Annotated in this window: 13 protein-coding genes; 6 read left to right on the forward strand and 7 right to left on the reverse strand. The window is 71.1% G+C overall.

Annotated features, from left to right (window positions below):
* Window positions 1-117 precede the first annotated feature (117 nt).
* Window positions 118-933 carry an HAD family hydrolase gene (locus AB0N81_RS26750; protein WP_365362585.1) on the forward strand — a complete coding sequence of 272 codons (816 nt, stop codon included), beginning with the start codon at window positions 118-120 and terminating at the stop codon, window positions 931-933.
* Here AB0N81_RS26750 and AB0N81_RS26755 read toward each other — a convergent pair.
* Window positions 930-2,921 (reverse strand): CocE/NonD family hydrolase, encoded by a 1,992-nt coding sequence (locus AB0N81_RS26755; protein ID WP_365362587.1) that lies wholly within the window; start codon window positions 2,919-2,921, stop codon window positions 930-932. The two genes, AB0N81_RS26750 and AB0N81_RS26755, sit on opposite strands and share 4 nt — an antisense overlap.
* Window positions 2,922-2,931: 10 nt before the next feature.
* The gene (locus tag AB0N81_RS26760) at window positions 2,932-4,446 is read right to left on the reverse strand and encodes a peptide MFS transporter (RefSeq protein ID WP_365362589.1); all 1,515 of its coding nucleotides are present in this window, start codon (window positions 4,444-4,446) and stop codon (window positions 2,932-2,934) included.
* Between the two features lie 316 nt (window positions 4,447-4,762).
* On the opposite strand from AB0N81_RS26760, the gene AB0N81_RS26765 reads away from it, so the two are divergent.
* The 4 genes from AB0N81_RS26765 (at window position 4,763) to AB0N81_RS26780 (ending at window position 9,445) form a co-directional block, all read left to right on the forward strand.
* On the forward strand, window positions 4,763-5,773 hold the full coding sequence (locus AB0N81_RS26765) for a polyprenyl synthetase family protein (RefSeq protein ID WP_365362590.1): 1,011 nt from the start codon (window positions 4,763-4,765) through the stop codon (window positions 5,771-5,773).
* A 254-nt stretch (window positions 5,774-6,027) separates the two neighbouring features.
* On the forward strand, window positions 6,028-7,326 hold the full coding sequence (locus AB0N81_RS26770) for a DUF2092 domain-containing protein (protein ID WP_365362592.1): 1,299 nt from the start codon (window positions 6,028-6,030) through the stop codon (window positions 7,324-7,326).
* Window positions 7,327-7,500: 174 nt separating this feature from the next.
* Window positions 7,501-8,481: an ABC transporter ATP-binding protein gene (locus tag AB0N81_RS26775; protein ID WP_365362775.1), complete on the forward strand. Its 981-nt coding sequence runs from the start codon at window positions 7,501-7,503 to the stop codon at window positions 8,479-8,481.
* Between the two features lie 70 nt (window positions 8,482-8,551).
* Window positions 8,552-9,445 (forward strand): ABC transporter permease, encoded by an 894-nt coding sequence (locus tag AB0N81_RS26780; protein WP_365362777.1) that lies wholly within the window; start codon window positions 8,552-8,554, stop codon window positions 9,443-9,445.
* Window positions 9,446-9,449: 4 nt separating this feature from the next.
* Here the strand turns inward: AB0N81_RS26780 and AB0N81_RS26785 are convergent, their stop codons facing one another.
* The 3 genes from AB0N81_RS26785 to AB0N81_RS26795 all read right to left on the reverse strand — a co-directional run bounded on the left by AB0N81_RS26785 (window position 9,450) and on the right by AB0N81_RS26795 (window position 13,097).
* On the reverse strand, window positions 9,450-10,046 hold the full coding sequence (locus AB0N81_RS26785) for an NAD(P)H-dependent oxidoreductase (RefSeq protein ID WP_365362594.1): 597 nt from the start codon (window positions 10,044-10,046) through the stop codon (window positions 9,450-9,452).
* Between the two features lie 166 nt (window positions 10,047-10,212).
* The gene (locus tag AB0N81_RS26790; protein WP_365362596.1) at window positions 10,213-11,157 is read right to left on the reverse strand and encodes a M28 family metallopeptidase; all 945 of its coding nucleotides are present in this window, start codon (window positions 11,155-11,157) and stop codon (window positions 10,213-10,215) included.
* A gap of 245 nt (window positions 11,158-11,402) precedes the next feature.
* Window positions 11,403-13,097, reverse strand: coding sequence for a hypothetical protein (locus AB0N81_RS26795; RefSeq protein WP_365362598.1), 1,695 nt, complete (start codon window positions 13,095-13,097; stop codon window positions 11,403-11,405).
* 248 nt (window positions 13,098-13,345) lie between these two features.
* On the opposite strand from AB0N81_RS26795, the gene AB0N81_RS26800 reads away from it, so the two are divergent.
* On the forward strand, window positions 13,346-14,266 hold the full coding sequence (locus AB0N81_RS26800) for an NAD(P)-binding domain-containing protein (protein ID WP_365362600.1): 921 nt from the start codon (window positions 13,346-13,348) through the stop codon (window positions 14,264-14,266).
* An 84-nt stretch (window positions 14,267-14,350) separates the two neighbouring features.
* On the opposite strand, the gene AB0N81_RS26805 is transcribed toward AB0N81_RS26800, so the two are convergent.
* Together AB0N81_RS26805 and AB0N81_RS26810 are read right to left on the reverse strand one after the other, a co-directional pair.
* Window positions 14,351-14,803 (reverse strand): VOC family protein, encoded by a 453-nt coding sequence (locus AB0N81_RS26805; protein ID WP_365362602.1) that lies wholly within the window; start codon window positions 14,801-14,803, stop codon window positions 14,351-14,353.
* Between the two features lie 17 nt (window positions 14,804-14,820).
* Window positions 14,821-15,774 (reverse strand): AraC family transcriptional regulator, encoded by a 954-nt coding sequence (locus AB0N81_RS26810; protein ID WP_365362604.1) that lies wholly within the window; start codon window positions 15,772-15,774, stop codon window positions 14,821-14,823.
* Window positions 15,775-15,837 lie beyond the last annotated feature (63 nt).

Raw genomic sequence — 15,837 nt, forward strand, 5'->3', positions numbered from 1 at the left:
AAGCGGAATATCACCTTCCGCTTTCCGGTGAGGGAGGAACCGCCCGGCCTCACCCGGCCGTATGCGCACCTTGCCAAGCAGCTTCCGGTGGGGCGCAGGATCCGTATTCTCTGGATCATGGCCGCTCCCCTCGCATATGCACTCATCGCCACTGACCTGGACGGGACGCTGCTGCGCGGCGACGACACGGTCTCCGACCGGTCGCGGCGGGCACTGGCCGCCGCGGGTGAGGCGGGCGCCCGGCACCTCGTGGTGACAGGCCGCCCGGCACCACGGGTGAGGCCCCTCCTGGACGAAATCGGCTACCGGGGCCTGGCCGTGTGCGGCCAGGGGGCCCAGCTGTACGACGCGGGGGCGAACCGGATGGAGTGGTCGGTGATGCTCGACCGCGAGCTCGCCGAGGCGGCGCTGGGGAAGATCGAGGCGGAGGTCGGACAGGTCTACGCGGCCGTGGACCAGGACGGTGTCCACGGCCTCACGCTCATCGAGCCGGGGTACGAGATGCCGCATCCCACGCTCCCCGCGATGCGGGTGCCCGGCCGGGACGTCCTGTGGGCGGAGCCCATCAGCAAGGTGCTGCTGCGCCATCCCTCGCTGGCGGACGACGAGTTGGCGGCCGTGGCGCGGGACGCGGTGGGCTCGCTGGCGTCGGTGACCATGTCGGGACCCGGCACGGTGGAGCTCCAGCCGTGCGGGGTGACGAAGGCGACCGGGCTCGCGCTGGCCGCCGAGCGTCTCGGTCTGACGGCAGAGGACACCATCGCCTTCGGAGACATGCCTAATGACATCCCCATGTTCCTGTGGGCCGCGCACGGGGTGGCCATGGCGAATGCTCATGGGGAACTGAAGGCGGTGGCCGACGAGTTGACCGTCTCGAACGAGGACGACGGCATCGCCGTCGTCCTCGAACGTCTCCTCAGGGGCGGGCTCTAGCCCGCGGTCCGCCGGATACGCCTCTCCCACGTCCGGTGGAAGACGACCTCGTCGCCGTCCTTGCACACCACCTCGTTCGTGGTGATGAAGTCCGCCGCGTCGCACGTGATCTCCGAGCGGGTCTCGACGCGTGTGTCCCAGCCGAGTTCGGGCCGGTGCAGGCGGATCGTCCAGTCCGAGCGGGTGCGGGCGCTCAGGGGGTCGTCCTCCTGGATCGTGTACGTCTCCAGCGCCTCCTCGGTGAATTCGAGGCCGTCGGGGTACACGCGCGTGCCGCCGTACCGGGGGTCGACCTCAAGGTGCCACTCGCCCTTGGCGACATCGCGTACGACCAGGCGCTCGGGGCGCTGTTCGTCCAGGGTCGCGGGGTAGGCCACGCCCAGCGGCTCCGACTGCTCGGGGGGCGCAAAGGTGATCGACGGGTCGAAGTCGCCCTCGCGGACGGGCAGTTCCAGGGAGCTGCCCACCGGATCGAGGGTGAAGCCCACCGAGTCCGCCTGCGGCCAGATCCACGGCCAGTACGCGGAGGAGACCGCGAGGCGGATGCGGTGGCCCGGCGGGAAGGTGTGGCCGATGCCGTTGAGCTCGAAGGTCACGTCCTCGGTGGCGCCGAGGGGCCAGGCGTCCGCGCGGTCCCTGCCGTTCCGCGCGGAGAGGTTGAGGACGCCCCGGGTGACCAGGGTGGAGGAACCGTCCGGGGCGATGTCGCAGAGACGTGCGACGGCCTGGCCGTACGGCACGTCCATCCGCAGCCGCAACGTCACCCTGGGGCGCCCGAGGGCCCGTACCTCCGAAGGCACCTCGAACTCGAAGCACGCCGACTTCGCGTCCTCGTCCCGCTGGTCGGGCGGCAGGTCGGCGTCGTTGCCGAAGGGGAAGAAGCGGCCCGCGTCCAGGCCCGTGTGCTGGGGGGAGTCGACGAGGACCGGGGTGCCCTGGAGGGCGTACGTGACGGGAGTGACGTTCGGGGAGGGCCAGGACGGGTCGCTGACCCAGCCGCCGGACAGCTCCGGGTAGACCGTCGCCGGCGGGTGCGAGTCGCTGATCCAGGAGCGGAGCTTCGGTTCGGCCATCACTCCGGAGTCGATGCCCTTGAGATGGTGGTCCCACCAGCGCAGGGTCTCCTGGAGGAAGCCGATCGCGGGCCCCGGCGGCAGGCCCCGGTCCGGGTACTGGTGCGACCAGGGGCCGATCAGCCCCCGTACCCGGTCGTCGGGGAGGTGCTCGACCAGGCGGAGCACCGTGTCGCGGTACGGGTCGTGCCAGCCGCCCACCGCGAGCACCGGGGCGCCGATCGCGGAGTAGTCCTCGCAGACGCTGCCGTGCCGCCAGTAGTCGTCGCGGGTCTGGTGGTCCAGCCAGGTGTGGATGAAGGGCTCGACGGCTTCGAGGCGTGTCAGCCACATCTCGCGCCACGCGTCGCCCACGAAGTACGGGTCCGGCGGGCGCGAGGCGAAGGCCAGCATCGTCGCCGCCCAGGCGTGCATGTCCACCGCGAGGACGGAACCACCCATGTAGTGCACGTCGTTGTCATAGCGGTCGTCCGCCGAGCAGACGGTGACGACCGCCTTGAGAGGCTCGGGTGCGAGCGCCGCGATCTGGAGGGAGTTGAAGCCGCCCCAGGAAATGCCGAACATGCCGACCTTGCCGGTCGACCAGGGCTGTGCGGCCAGCCAGTGGACCACCTGGACGCCGTCGCCCAGCTCCTGCTCCGAGTACTCGTCGGTGGGCAGGCCCTCGCTGTTGCCGTGCCCGCGGACGTCGACGCGCACGGAGGCGTAGCCGTGGCCCGCGTACCAGGGGTGGCGCTGCCAGTCGCGCGGCGCCGTCCAGTCGCTGAGGCGGTAGGGGAGGTATTCGAGGAGCACGGGGACGGGCTCGTCGGTGACCGGGCGCCACACGCGCGCGTAGAGCTTGGTCCCGTCGGCGAGGGGTACGTGGAAGTCCTCGCGGACGGTCTCGTACGGGAAGGAGTCGCGGATCTGCATGAGTGGTACCTCAGTGGACGGGGTGCATGGTGCGGCGCAGCCACGGTGCGAGCGTGATCACGGCGATGCCCGCGACCACGGCGATCGCGCCGTTCACGCCGAAGTACGCGGGATGGGAGACCTCTCCGTACAACTTGACGACCTGTGCCTGGATGCCGTTGGCGAGCGCGAGGGAGAGGAACCACAGCGCCATGGTCTGGCTGGCGAAGGCTTTCGGGGCGAGCTTCGTCGTCGCCGACATCCCGGACGTCTCCAGGAGAATGTCGCCGAGCCCGAGCAGCAGGTACGAGCCGACGATCCACCAGGCCGCCATCTTGTACGTGTCGTCGCCGTGTCCCGAGGTGGGCAGCACCATCAGGAGGAACGACAGACCGCCCAGGACGACGCCGAACGCGATCTTGTTGGAGGCGTGCGGCTGGCGTGGTCCCATCCGCGCCCAGACGGCGGCGACGACGGGCGCGAGCCCGACCTCGAAGGCGCCGAGCGCGGAGGCGTACCAGCTGGCGGGGAAGTGGTAGCCGAGGATCGACGTTTCGGCGTTCGACGCGGCGAGCAGCATCATCGTCGAGTACGCCTGGAAGAGGATGAAGTTGAAGACTACGGAGGCGAGGAAAAGGACGACGTAGGGGCGGAGTCTGCGCCGTTCCTCGCCGGTGACGCGCGGGCTGCGGAACATCACCGCGAAGTAGACGGCCGGCGCGATCACCGAGATGAGGGTGAGCAGGTCGACGAAGCGGCCCATGGTCAGCCAGCCGACGGCGGCGAGCAGCCCGGCGGCCGCGGCGGCCACGACGCAGCCGCCGACGATCATGAGGACGGTCCTGCGCATCGCGTCCGCGGGCAGCGCGAACTCGGCGGAAGCCTTCCGTCCGGCGAGGTGGCGCCGCCCCAGGACGTACTGGACCAGGCCGAAGGTCATGCCGATCGCGGCCGCCGAGAAGCCCCAGTGCCAGCCCTTGTGGTCGCCGAGCCAGCCGGTGATCAGCGGGCCCGCGAAGGCGCCCACGTTGATCGCCATGTAGTACAGCGCGAAGCCGGCGTCACGGCGCTCGTCCTCGGTGCGGTAGAGCTTGCCGACCATCGAGGCGACGTTGGGCTTGAGCAGGCCGGTGCCCGCGCTGATCAGGCCGAGGCCCACCCAGGTCATCGTCGGCGTCGGCACGGCCATCGAGTAGTGGCCGCAGGCGATGAGGATGCCGCCCCACAGCACCGCGCGGTACGAGCCGAGGATGCGGTCGGCGAGCCAGCCGCCTGCCACGGAGACCAGATAGACCAGCGTGCCGTACGCCGCTGAGACCGACGCGGCCGTGCCGGCATCCATTCCCATGCCGTCGTTCGCGACGGAGTCGGCGAAGTAGAGGACCAGGATGGCCTGCATGCCGAGGAACGAGAATCGCTCCCAGACCTCCAGACCGGAGAGGGTCAGCAGGCCGCGCGGCTGCCCGAAGAAGGCGTGGTCGTCGCCCGGCGGTGGATCACCGGTCGGCTCGGCTGGCGGCTCGTACTCGGCCGTAGTACGGGACAAAGAGGCTGCTCCCGGTTGTTACGGTGCTAGCGGTGCAGGGCGGTCTTCTCGGTCTTATCGGCTTTTCAAGAACATACCGGCGAGCTTCGCACGCCGCTCGGCCTGGTGTACGAGGAGGGTGCGCGGAGCCCCGCGATCCGCTCCCACCAGCACGGCGGCGTGCGACGGGCGGGCAGGTGCTCGCCGTGATCGAAAGTCGACCGGATACGCTGACTTGAGTGATGGCAGCGACACATCGACAAACTCGTGTCATCGACCGAGAAGCAATGATCGACCGAGTTGGCCATGTGATCGTCAGCAGACAGGAGAACCTCTCGTGACCGTCGTCGGGCCATTTGGGCTGAGCGTGCGGGACCAGGCTCTCGAAGCCGATGTCCAGGTCGGATTGGCGGCTGTCGAGGAGGGACTGCTCGAGGCCACCAAGAGCGAGGTGCCCTTCATCACGGAGGCGGCCCAGCACCTCGTCCGTGCCGGGGGCAAGCGTTTCCGTCCGCTGCTCGTGATGCTCGCTGCCCAGTTCGGCGACCCCTACGCGCCGGGAATCGTGCCCTCCGCCGTCGTCGTCGAGCTGACGCACCTCGCGACGCTCTACCACGACGACGTGATGGACGAGGCCGACGTGCGCCGCGGCGTCGACAGCGCCAACCAGCGCTGGGGCAACTCCGTCGCCGTCCTGACCGGCGACTTCCTCTTCGCCCGCGCCTCGTACATCCTGGCCGACCTCGGCCCGGAGGCCGTCCGCATCCAGGCGGAGGCCTTCGAGCGCCTGGTCACCGGCCAGATCCTGGAGACCGCGGGACCGGCGGAGGGCCGCGACCCGGTCGACCACTACCTCGACGTGCTCAGGGGCAAGACCGGCTCGCTGGTCGCCGTGGCCTGCCGGTTCGGCTCGATGATGTCCGGCGCCGACGAGGCCGTCGTGGACGTCCTCACGCAGTACGGCGAGCGGCTCGGCGTCGCCTTCCAGCTCGCCGACGACGTGCTCGACATCGCCTCCGATTCGCGGGAGTCCGGCAAGACGCCGGGCACGGACCTGCGCGAGGGTATCCCCACGCTGCCGGTGCTGCGCCTGCGCGAACGCGCGGAGCGGCTCGGCCTCGCCGAGGACATCGCCCTGTGCGAGCTCCTCGACTCGGACCTCACGGACGACGCACGGCTTGCCGAGGCCCTCACCAGGCTGCGCGCGCACCCCGCTCTGGAGCACGCGCGCCGGGACACCGTGTACTACGCGGAGAGTGCGCGGGCCGCGCTCGGTCCGCTGCCCGAGAGCGAGGCGAAGGCGTCCCTGGTGGAGCTCTGTGACCTCGTGGTGCACCGGGCGGGCTGACGCCGCCGAGGAGCCCTCGACTGTCGATCGGCGGTGCCACCCCCTACGGGTCGGGGGAGGCACCGCCGCTTCATCTCATCCCAGAGCAGTACATGGAGTTGCTTCCGGGGTCTGACGCTTCTTGGTGGCCGATTTGGTCGGATGGAGTCAGGCAAGAACAACCACTCCTGACCTATTCGGGTGAGAATGGCGGCACAGGGTGGACGAAGGCACGTACAGGGAAGCCGCCGCCGACCACGGAGGTAAGGCAGACAATGGCACCGTACGAACCGGAGAAGGACACCAGCGAGGCCGCGGACCTGCGCGCCGGCCGCCGCAAGGCGGCCCGCTACGCGGTCCCGATCGCGGTGGCGGGGGTGGCGGCTGCGACCATCGGGCTCGTCCCGGCGCTCGCCACGTCGGGCGACCCGGACCTCCCGAAGGTCACCGCACAGGAACTCATCGAGAAGATAGCCGCGTCGGACACGCAGCAGCTCTCCGGCAACGTCAAGATCAGCACCGACCTCGGCCTGCCGTCGTTCGGCGGCATGGCGGGCGGCTTCGGCGGCGCGGGCGCGGACCGGGGCGGCGACGGCGAGGACGGCGAGGACAACGGCTCGGCGGCCGACCCCAAGAGCAAGCTGATGGAGCTGGCGTCCGGCACGCACACACTGCGCGTCGCGGCCGACGGCCCCGACAAGCAGAAGGTGTCCGTCCTCGGCGACGCCTCCGAGTACAGCCTGATCCACAACGGCGACGACGTGTGGGCGTACGACAGCGCGTCGAACGAGGCCTACCACGCGACGGACAAGGGCGCCTCTCTGGAGAAGCGCGACAAGGGCGACAGGGGCCACAAGAGCGAGAAGGGCGAGGAGGGCGTGCCGAAGGGGCTCGACGGTGAGCTTCCCTCCACCCCCGCGGAATTCGCCGAGCAGGCCCTGAAGGCCGTCGATGACACGACGTCCGTGAAGGTCGACGGCACCGCGCAGGTCGCAGGCCGCGACGCGTACCGCCTGGTGATCAAGCCGAAGCAGTCCGGTTCGACGGTCGGCCAGATCACCGTCGCGGTGGACGAGAAGACAGGTACGCCGCTCAAGTTCACGATGACCCCGGCCTCCGGCGGTGCGGCCGTCGTCGACGCGGGCTTCACCAAGGTCGACTTCGACAAGCCGTCCGCGTCCACCTTCGACTTCACACCCCCCAAGGGCACGAAGGTCACCGAGGCCGACGAGCACGGCAAGGACGGCCGTGACTTCAAGGACAAGGACAAGGGCGGCAAGGAGTTCGACAAGGGCGAGCTCAACGAGCCGAAGATCATCGGGGAGGGCTGGAGCTCCATCGCCCAGCTGAAGCTGCCCGGCGGCCAGGGCCTGCCGACGGCCGGGTCCGGTGACGTCCCGCAGGACGCGCAGAAGCTGATCGACTCGCTGGGCGACCAGGTCAGCGGCAAGTTCGGCTCCGGCACGGTCTTCTCGACCCGCCTGATCAACGCCCTCGTCACCGACGACGGCACGGTCTACGTGGGCGCGGTCACGAAGGACGCGCTGGTGAAGGCGGCCGACGAGGCGAGCTGACGAGGCGCACCGACGGGTGCGTACGGCCTGAGGGAACGGCGGATGGAAGGTGCCGGCCGGGCACCTTCCATCCGTCTCGTCGGACGACGGGAGGACAACGTGCCGGGCACCAGCGGCAGTGTGGCGGGTTCGGTGGGGCAGTCGGTGGGGCGAGCTCCGGTGGGGCGCGCTCCGGTGGGGCGCGCTCCGGTGGGGCGAGCTCCGGTGGGGCACGTCATCGAGACGCACGCGCTCACCAAGCGCTTCGGAAAACACCTCGCCGTCGACCGGCTCGACCTCACGGTCCCCGAAGGCAGCGTGTTCGGCTTCCTCGGGCCGAACGGCTCGGGCAAGACGACCACCATCCGCATGCTGATGGGACTGATCGAGCCGACCTCAGGCCGTGCCGAGGTCCTCGGCCGGCCCATGCCGCGCGCCACGCGCACCGTGCTCCCGCACGTGGGCGCGCTGATCGAGGGCCCCGCCCTCTACGGCTTCCTGTCGGGCCGCGACAACCTCCTGCGGTACGACTCCGCGGACCCGACCGCCGATCCGCGGACCCGGAAGGCGCGGGCCGAGGCGGCCCTTGACCGGGTCGGGCTCACCGCCGCCGCGGGAAAGAAGGCGAAGGCGTACTCCCTCGGTATGAAGCAGCGGCTCGGGCTCGCGGCCGCGCTGCTGCAGCCGCGCAGGCTCCTCGTCCTCGACGAGCCGACGAACGGCCTCGACCCCCAGGGCATGCGCGAGATCCGCACCCTGGTGCGGGAGCTGGCCGCCGAGGGCACGACCGTCTTCCTCTCATCCCACCTCCTCGACGAGATCGAGCAGGTGTGCACGCACGCGGCCGTGATGACCCAGGGCCGTCTGATCACCCAGGGGCCGGTCGCCGAACTCGCGGCGGGCGCACGTGGCCGGCTCGTCGTGACGACACCGGACACGGGCGAGGCGGCCCGCGTCCTTAAGGAACAGGGAGTGACGGACCTCGTCTCTACGGAGGATCGTGTTACGGGCGAACTCCCGGGTCAGGATGGTTCTGGTCCGGATGTCGAACTGGCCGAGCTGAACGCGGCGTTGGTCGGGGCGGGCGTCCGGGTCCGCGGCTTCGGGCTCGAAAGGGCCTCTCTGGAGGACGCGTTCGTGGCACTGACGGGGGAGGGCTTCGATGTCGCGGGCTGAGACCGTGGGTGGAGACGGGGACGTACACGCGGAGCGGGGCGTACACGCCGAGAGGGGCGTACACGCCGAGATGGACGTAGACGTGACCGGGGCAGTGCCCGCGGGCGGTGCGCGGGAGCAGCGGTGGGTCTGGACCCTCGGTCTCTTCCGCAGCGAGCTCGGGATCACGTTCCGCCGCTGGCGGACCCTGGCGCTGCTCGGCGTCCTCGCCGCCGTACCGATCCTCGTCGGCATCGCCGTCAAGATCGAGACCAGTGACGGTTCCACGGTCGGCGGGGGCGGCGGCGAAGGCGGGCCCGCCTTCATCGCGCAGATCACCAACAACGGCCTGTTCCTGGTCTTCACCGCGCTCGCCGCGACCCTGCCGTTCTTCCTGCCGATGGCGATCGGTGTCGTCGCGGGCGACGCCGTCGCGGGTGAGGCGAGCGCGGGCACGCTGCGCTATCTGCTGGTCGCGCCCGCAGGGCGGACCCGGCTGCTCATCGTCAAGTACGCGACCACACTGACGTTCTGCCTGGTCGCGACGTTGGTCGTCGCCGCGTCCGCGCTCGCGACCGGTGCGCTGCTCTTTCCGCTCGGAGAGGTCACCACGATCTCCGGCACCCGGATGGGCTTCGGCGAAGGGCTGCTGCGCGCGCTGCTGATCGCGCTCGTCGTCGCCGTCTCACTGATCGGCGTGGCGGCGCTCGGCCTGTTCGTGTCGACGCTCACCAGCAGTGGAATCGCGGCGATGGCGACGACCGTCGGACTGCTGATCACGGTCCAGATCCTCGACCAGATCCCGCAGTTGCACGCCCTCCACCCGTACTTCTTCTCGCACTACTGGCTGTCCTTCGCCGACCTGATGCGCGAGCCCGTCTACTGGGACGACATCATCAAGAACCTGCAGATGCAGGGCTTGTACGCGGCCGTGTTCGGCTCTGCGGCGTGGGCGCGGTTCGGGGCGAAGGACATCATGGCGTAGCCCCTCAGCCCTTGTCGTACGGGTAGCGGGCCAGTGGCGGCTCCTGCGCGAAGAACGTCTTGGCGCGCGCCAGGGACTCGTCGTCCGCCAGGACGTGGCCGGGCCTGGTGCCGTTGCCGAGCAGGACGCCGCCGAAGTGCATGGGGAAGAAGGCGGCCGTGTTGCGCAGGGTGCCGATGAGCGGCTCCGCCACCTCCTCCTCGCGGTGCGCGAGCGCCGTCACGCCCCACAGGGTGCGCCCTTCGAGCGTGCCCTTGAAGTCGATCTCCGGAGTCTCCAGCCACGCGTCCCAGTAGTCGAGGTAGCGCTTGACCGTGGCCGACACCGAGTACCAGTACAGCGGCGACGCGATGACGATGTCGGTGGCTTCCAGAGTGGCGTCCAGGAGGACTGCTTCGTTGTCGCCGACGGGACGGGGGCGGGCCCGGGGGCGGGTGTCGTCGTGACGCCGGTCCTCGAAGTCGGGCAGCGGCAGGTCCGCCAGGCTCAGCCAGCGCTGTTCCACGTCGGAGGGGAGCTGTTCGGCGGCCTTGCGGGTCAGGATCTCGGTGTTTCCCTCGGGGCGTGCACTGCCGAGGACGAAGAGGAACTTGCGAGTCATGGGAGCCCCCTGAGATTGCTTGCACGCGACGGTTGCACGCACACGGCGGTTGCTTGCACGTGCACTATATGCACGCGCAAGCAATGCCGTCCAGGGGGCTCTGGTGGGCTCAGGTGGGCTCAGGTGGGCTCAGGCGGGGCCGCTCACCGGAGCGGCCGTGCAGCGATTACGAGGACAGCCCCCACACCGCGTACGCGATCGCGTCGCTGTTGCGGTCGAGCGCCTTCTCGTCGATGTTCGATCCGCCGTCGCAGGACGAGTGGTAGCACTTGTCGAACGGCTCGCCCGCCGTGCCGCCCCACTTCTGGGCCTGCTCCGCCGACTTGGTGGTCTCGGCGCCGGTGAAGAGGCCGCCGACCGGGACGCCCGCCTGCTGGAACGGCGCGTGGTCGGAGCGTCCGTCGCCCTCGTCGTCCGGCTCCGTGGTGAGGTCCAGGCCCGCGTAGTAGTCCTTGAAGGTCTTCTCGATCGCGGGGTCGTCGTCGTAGACGAAGTAACCGGCGTTCGGGGAGCTGATCATGTCGAAGTTCAGATAGCCGCTGATCTTTGAACGGTCGGCGCCGGGCAGGCTGTCGACGTAGTGCGAGGAGCCGACGACGCCGATCTCCTCGGCGCCCCACCAGGCGAACCGCAGGTGCTTGGTGGGCTTGTACTTCTCGCGCGCCACGGTGAGCGCGGTCTCCAGGACGGCGGCGGACCCGGAGCCGTTGTCGTTGATGCCGGGCCCCTCGGAGACGCTGTCGAGGTGGGCGCCGGCCATGACGACCTGGCCCTCGTCGCCGCCGGGCCAGTCGGCGATCAGGTTGTAGCCGGTCTCGCCGCCCGCCGTGAACTCCTGGACGGAGGTGTTGAATCCGGCGGCGTCGAGCTTGCCCTTCAGCTGGTCGACGGAGGCTTTGTACCCGGCGCTGCCGTGGGCCCGGTTGCCGCCGTTGGCGTCCGCGACGGACTGGAGGTCGGCGAGGTGGGCCTTGACGGCTGCGACGGATATGTCGGGAGCGGCAGCCGCCTTCGGGGCGGGCGCCGCGGTGGATATCGCGGTGGTCGTGAGGAGTCCGGCGACGGCTATGGCTGCGGCCGCGGCGGTACGCCCGGGAACGGAGAGTTTCATGTGGGGGCTCCGGTTTCCGTGGATGACGTGCGAACTCGTGCGTGACGCGTGCGTGGTGCGTCCGTGGCGCGTACGTGGGGGTACATCGCCTCTGAGTCGCGCACGAGTTCGGAGTTGCCTGATGGTGCGTGGGGGACTGAGGTGACGTCAAGACCGCAAAACGGGCGGGGAGTTCCGCATAGCGTGCGCGGGCGCGTGGGGGCCGGGTGACGGGCGGCGTGAGGGTGCGCGGGCGGGGCGGTTGTCTATGGGCGTACGTGGATGACCCAGCCGGGGGCATAGGTGCCGGGCACGGGGTGGCGGGGCCAGGAGCGGGCCCAGCGCGGAGGGTCCGCCTCGCGCAGGACCAGGGCGGTGGGGCGGTGGGGGGCGCCGGGGCCGCGTGAGTCGGCGGAGCCGGTGGAGCTGGTGGAGGCGGGGGAGTTGGTGGAGCCAGGGGAGTCGGTGGAGTAGGCGGAGCCTCCCGGTGCGCAGCCGGACGCGTACGCGACCGGGATCACCGAGGTATTGCCGCGCAGGACGCACGGGGTGCCCGCCGTCGCCCCCACGCCGTGGGCGTGCAGCACGTCGGCGACCCGTGCCCAGTCGCCTCGGGCGCCCGCCTGGATCCGCGCGTTGCCGTGGGCGAGGAGGAGCTGGACGACGAGATGCCCGGCGAGGGCGAGCCCCAGCACGATGACGCCGAGCCGGGGCCACCGGGACGCGCGGGCGGCCCCGGCGAGGGCGAGGACTCCGAGGGCGGCGGCCGGGGTGAGCAGGGCGTGGGCGGGGAGCAGGAAGCGGGGGGCGGCGTAGGGGACGAGGAGGAGGTAGGGGAGGGCGACGGCCAGGGCCGTGACCCCGGCGAGCAGACAGCCGCGGAGGACGATGGGGGCGGGGGCGGGGTGCTGGTGCTGGTGCTGGTTCTGGCTTTGGCGGTGGTGCTGGTGCCGGTGCTGGTGCCGGTTCTGGCTTTGGCGCTGGCGCCGGTTCTGGTTCTGGTTCTGGTTCTGGTTCAGAGGTTGGCGCTTCCACAGCCCCGTGACGCTCCCCCGCCCTGTGACGCTCCCCAGCCCCGCATTGCTCCGCAGCCCCGCGACGCTGCGTAGCCCCGTGACGCTCCACAGCCCCACCGCCACCAGAAACGGCAGCAGAAGCCACCACTCCGCCGCGAGGGGGCGGATGCCGTCGCTGCCGCAGGGGCGGCAGAGCAGTGGCCCGTCCATGACGGTGAGGTGGTGGACGAAGGAGAGCAGGGGACGCAGATCGCCCTGCACTTCACTGGCCTCCGTCAGGCGTTCGCGGACGCCGCCGAAACGGACGTACGCCTCGACGATCCACGGCAGCGCGCCCGCCGCGACCCCGCCGAGCACGGTGAGGACGCGGCCGCGCCCGCGCCAGCCGGGCACTGTCAGCGCGGCGGCCAGGAGCGGCACTCCCAGGGCGACGCCGTCGTTGGGCCGCATCAGGGTGGCCAGGGCGAGGCCCGCCGCGATCCCGGCGCGGGTGGCGGCGGACTGCCGCGGCCACAGGAAGAGGCCGACCGCCCCGACGGCACCCATGGCGGTGTAGTGGTTGGGCATCGCGGCGCTCGCGTAGAAAAGCGTGAACCACAGGCCGCCGTACAGCGCGGCGGCCACGGCGACCGCCGACGGCCGGTGCAGGACGCGCAGCCAGGGACGGAACCCCAGGTAGAGGGCGGTGGTCGAGAGCAGCGTCAGCCACACCCTGAGCAGGACGACGGAGTCACTCCAGGTCGCCACGGGCGCGATGAGGAAGGGCACGCCCCGGGTGCGGGGCGCGCTGAACGGCGTGGCGGGGGCGTACGGCGAGTAGCGGCTGGCGTAGACGATCTCGTCCCAGCCGAGGGGCAGGGTGAGCGGGACGAGTGCGAGGGACAGCAGGGCGAAGACGCTGCAGACGGCGAGGAGGAGCCGGTGGGCGCGCGACCGCTGTGCCATCGCCCCAGCTTGCCAAGGAACCGTCCGGCTTCGGGAGAGCCGCGCCCGGCGGCGAACCATGCGCGGCGCACCGCCGCTCCCCCGGCTCACCCGGCTCACCCGGCTCACCCGGCTCACCCGGCTCACGCCACTCACGCCGCTCACCAAAAGGTAAGCACGCACTTTTTAGTGCGTACTTGAGGGGCCGGCAGCGCGCGCCCCAGCATGAACCTGCGATCAACGACCGACGGAACGGGGCGGGGCGGGGCATGACGGAGAACAAGGACACGCGCACACGTACGCGTACGCCCGTGACCCTCATCGGGCTCGGGCTGATGGGCACGGCGCTGGCCGAGGCGTTCATCGCGGCCGGGCATCCGACGACCGTGTGGAACCGCAGCCCCGAGAAGGCGGCACCACTTGTCGCCAAGGGTGCCGCGCACGCGGCGACGGTGGAGGACGCCGTCGCCGCGAGCCCGCTCGTCATCGCCTGCCTGACGACGTACGAGGCGACGCTCGCCGCACTGGAACCGGCAGCCGCAGCGCTGACCGGCCGCACCCTGGTCACGCTCAACTCCGGTACGCCGTCCGGTGCCCGGGAGATGGCCGGCTGGGCTGCCGGACAGGGCGCACGGTTCCTCGACGGCGCCGTCAAGAACGTGCCGGACGCCGTGGGGAAGCCGGACACGCTGCTCTACTACGCGGGCGACCGGGCGACGTTCGACGCGTACGAGGAGACGCTGAAGGTGCTCGGCGGCGACACCGTCCACCTCGGCACCGACCCGGATCTGGCCGCCCTCTACGAGATGGCGGTGGGGAGCACGCTGCTCCCCGCCCTGATCGGCTTCTTCCAGGGCGCGGCGCTGGTCCGGGCGCGCGGCCTGGAGGCGGGCTCGCTGGTGCGGTACGAGGTGAAGTGGCTGGAGATGATCGCGTCGATCCTGCCGACGCTGGCCGAGGAGATCGACTCCGGTGACTACACGCGCCCCGCGTCGACCGTCGGGCTCTTTCACGCGGCGGCCGAGTACGACCAGGACATGGCCGAGGAGGGCGGCATCGACGTCTCCTGGCTCGCCCCGATGAACGACCTGGTGCGGCGGGCGGTCGACGAGGGCCACCGGGACCACAGCATCTCGGCGCTGGTCGAGATGTTGCGGAAGCCGGCGGCGAAGGCCCCCACCGGCGCCTGACGGGCCCCGCAGCCTCCTGGCGGGTCCCGCAAGCCGCCTGACGGGTCCCGCAGCCCCATGACGGGCCCCGCACCCCCCGCTCACTCAGTGCACGCAGAACTCGTTGCCTTCCGGGTCCGTCATGAGGACCCACTCGCCGCCGGCCTCCTTGACGTGCCGTTCCACGGCGGCGCCCAGCGTCCGGAGCCGGGCCACCTCGTCGTCGCGGCGGCCCGGCTCCGTGTGCACGTCGAGGTGCAGCCGGTTCTTGCCGGTCTTGGGCTCGGGCACGCGCTGGAAGAGGATGCGGCGGCCAAGGCCGGTGCCGCCGGCCTCGTCGTACGGGTCGTCGGGATGCCGGACAGCGATGAGGTCGCGCCAGGCGCGGCGGCCGCGGAACTCGACGGTCGCGGCTTCGGGCACCGCGCCGAAGCCGAGGAGCCGGTCGATGAGCGCGCTGTTGTCCTCCACCTCGTACCCCAACGTCTCGCCCCAGAAGGCGGCTTGGGCGTGCGGATCGGTGGCGTCGACGACGACCTTCCAGTGCAGAGTTGTCATGAAACCTGTTATACCGGTTACGCGGCGGGGGCGCGCCGGTTTCGCCCCGATGCGGAGGCGCCTGACGCGGAGGTACCTGACGCGGAGGTACCCGATGCCGAGGCGCCCGACATCGACGCGCCCGACACCGACGCGCGGTAGCCGCTCGGGGCGATGCCCCTGATCCGCTTGAAGGCGTCGCTGAAGCCGAACCCGTCGGCGTACCCCACCTGCCCGGCCACCGCCGCGACCGTCGCGCCCGGCTCGGTGAGCAGCTCGGCGGCGAGCGTCATCCGCCACTCGGTGAGGTAGGCCATCGGGGGCTTGCCCACCAGGTCGGTGAAGTTCCTGGCGAACGCCGCGCGCGAGACCCGGGCGCGGGCGGCGAGCGCCGCCACCGTCCAGGGCCGGGCGGGCTCGTCGTGCATGGCGCGCAGCGCGGGGCCGACGATGTCGTCGCCGAGCGCGCGATACCAGGCGGGCGGGCAGGCGTCGGGCAGGTCGAACCACTCCCGCAGGGTGCACGCCAGCATCCAGTCGAGCATCCGGTCCATCACGTACTGGCGCCCCGGCCGGTCGGCGGCCACCTCGGCGGCGATCAGCTCCACGATGGGCAGGCACTCCTCGCCGGACGGCACTACGAGCAGCGGGGGCAGCGCGCTGATCAGCCTGCGGCCCACCGAACTGTCCAACTGGTAGGCGCCGGTCACCAGTTCACACTCGGCCTGATCCGCTCCCGCCGCGCTCTCCGGTCGTCGCGTGGCCGTCAGCGTGAACGGAGCCTTCGTGCACACGACTGCCGCGCCACCCTCGTCCAGGGTCCGCGACTCGCCGGAGGGCGCCGTGATCCGCGCCGTGCCGCGCACCACGGTGATCAGCTCGAGCGCGGCGCCTTCGGTGCGGCTGGTCTCCCAGGGGCCCGCCAGCACGGCCCGGTCGAACAGCGCGCCGTCCGCGCGCACCCCTCGCAGCAGATCCCCCAGAGCGTCCATGCACCCACGGTAGACGGACGCCCATCCGTACGAGACGGTCGCCCATGTCCCCGCTCGGTGGAG

Source organism: Streptomyces sp. NPDC093510 (genome assembly GCF_040683555.1).
Taxonomy (GTDB): domain Bacteria; phylum Actinomycetota; class Actinomycetes; order Streptomycetales; family Streptomycetaceae; genus Streptomyces.

Coding starts and splice junctions, on each gene's coding strand:
- AB0N81_RS26750 (WP_365362585.1), top strand. CDS start 118: ATGGCCGCTCCCCTCGCATATGCACTCATCGCCACTGACCTGGACGGG.
- AB0N81_RS26755 (WP_365362587.1), bottom strand. CDS start 2,921: ATGCAGATCCGCGACTCCTTCCCGTACGAGACCGTCCGCGAGGACTTC.
- AB0N81_RS26770 (WP_365362592.1), top strand. CDS start 6,028: ATGGCACCGTACGAACCGGAGAAGGACACCAGCGAGGCCGCGGACCTG.
- AB0N81_RS26780 (WP_365362777.1), top strand. CDS start 8,552: ATGGACGTAGACGTGACCGGGGCAGTGCCCGCGGGCGGTGCGCGGGAG.
- AB0N81_RS26785 (WP_365362594.1), bottom strand. CDS start 10,046: ATGACTCGCAAGTTCCTCTTCGTCCTCGGCAGTGCACGCCCCGAGGGA.
- AB0N81_RS26790 (WP_365362596.1), bottom strand. CDS start 11,157: ATGAAACTCTCCGTTCCCGGGCGTACCGCCGCGGCCGCAGCCATAGCC.
- AB0N81_RS26795 (WP_365362598.1), bottom strand. CDS start 13,097: ATGGCACAGCGGTCGCGCGCCCACCGGCTCCTCCTCGCCGTCTGCAGC.
- AB0N81_RS26800 (WP_365362600.1), top strand. CDS start 13,346: ATGACGGAGAACAAGGACACGCGCACACGTACGCGTACGCCCGTGACC.
- AB0N81_RS26805 (WP_365362602.1), bottom strand. CDS start 14,803: ATGACAACTCTGCACTGGAAGGTCGTCGTCGACGCCACCGATCCGCAC.
- AB0N81_RS26810 (WP_365362604.1), bottom strand. CDS start 15,774: ATGGACGCTCTGGGGGATCTGCTGCGAGGGGTGCGCGCGGACGGCGCG.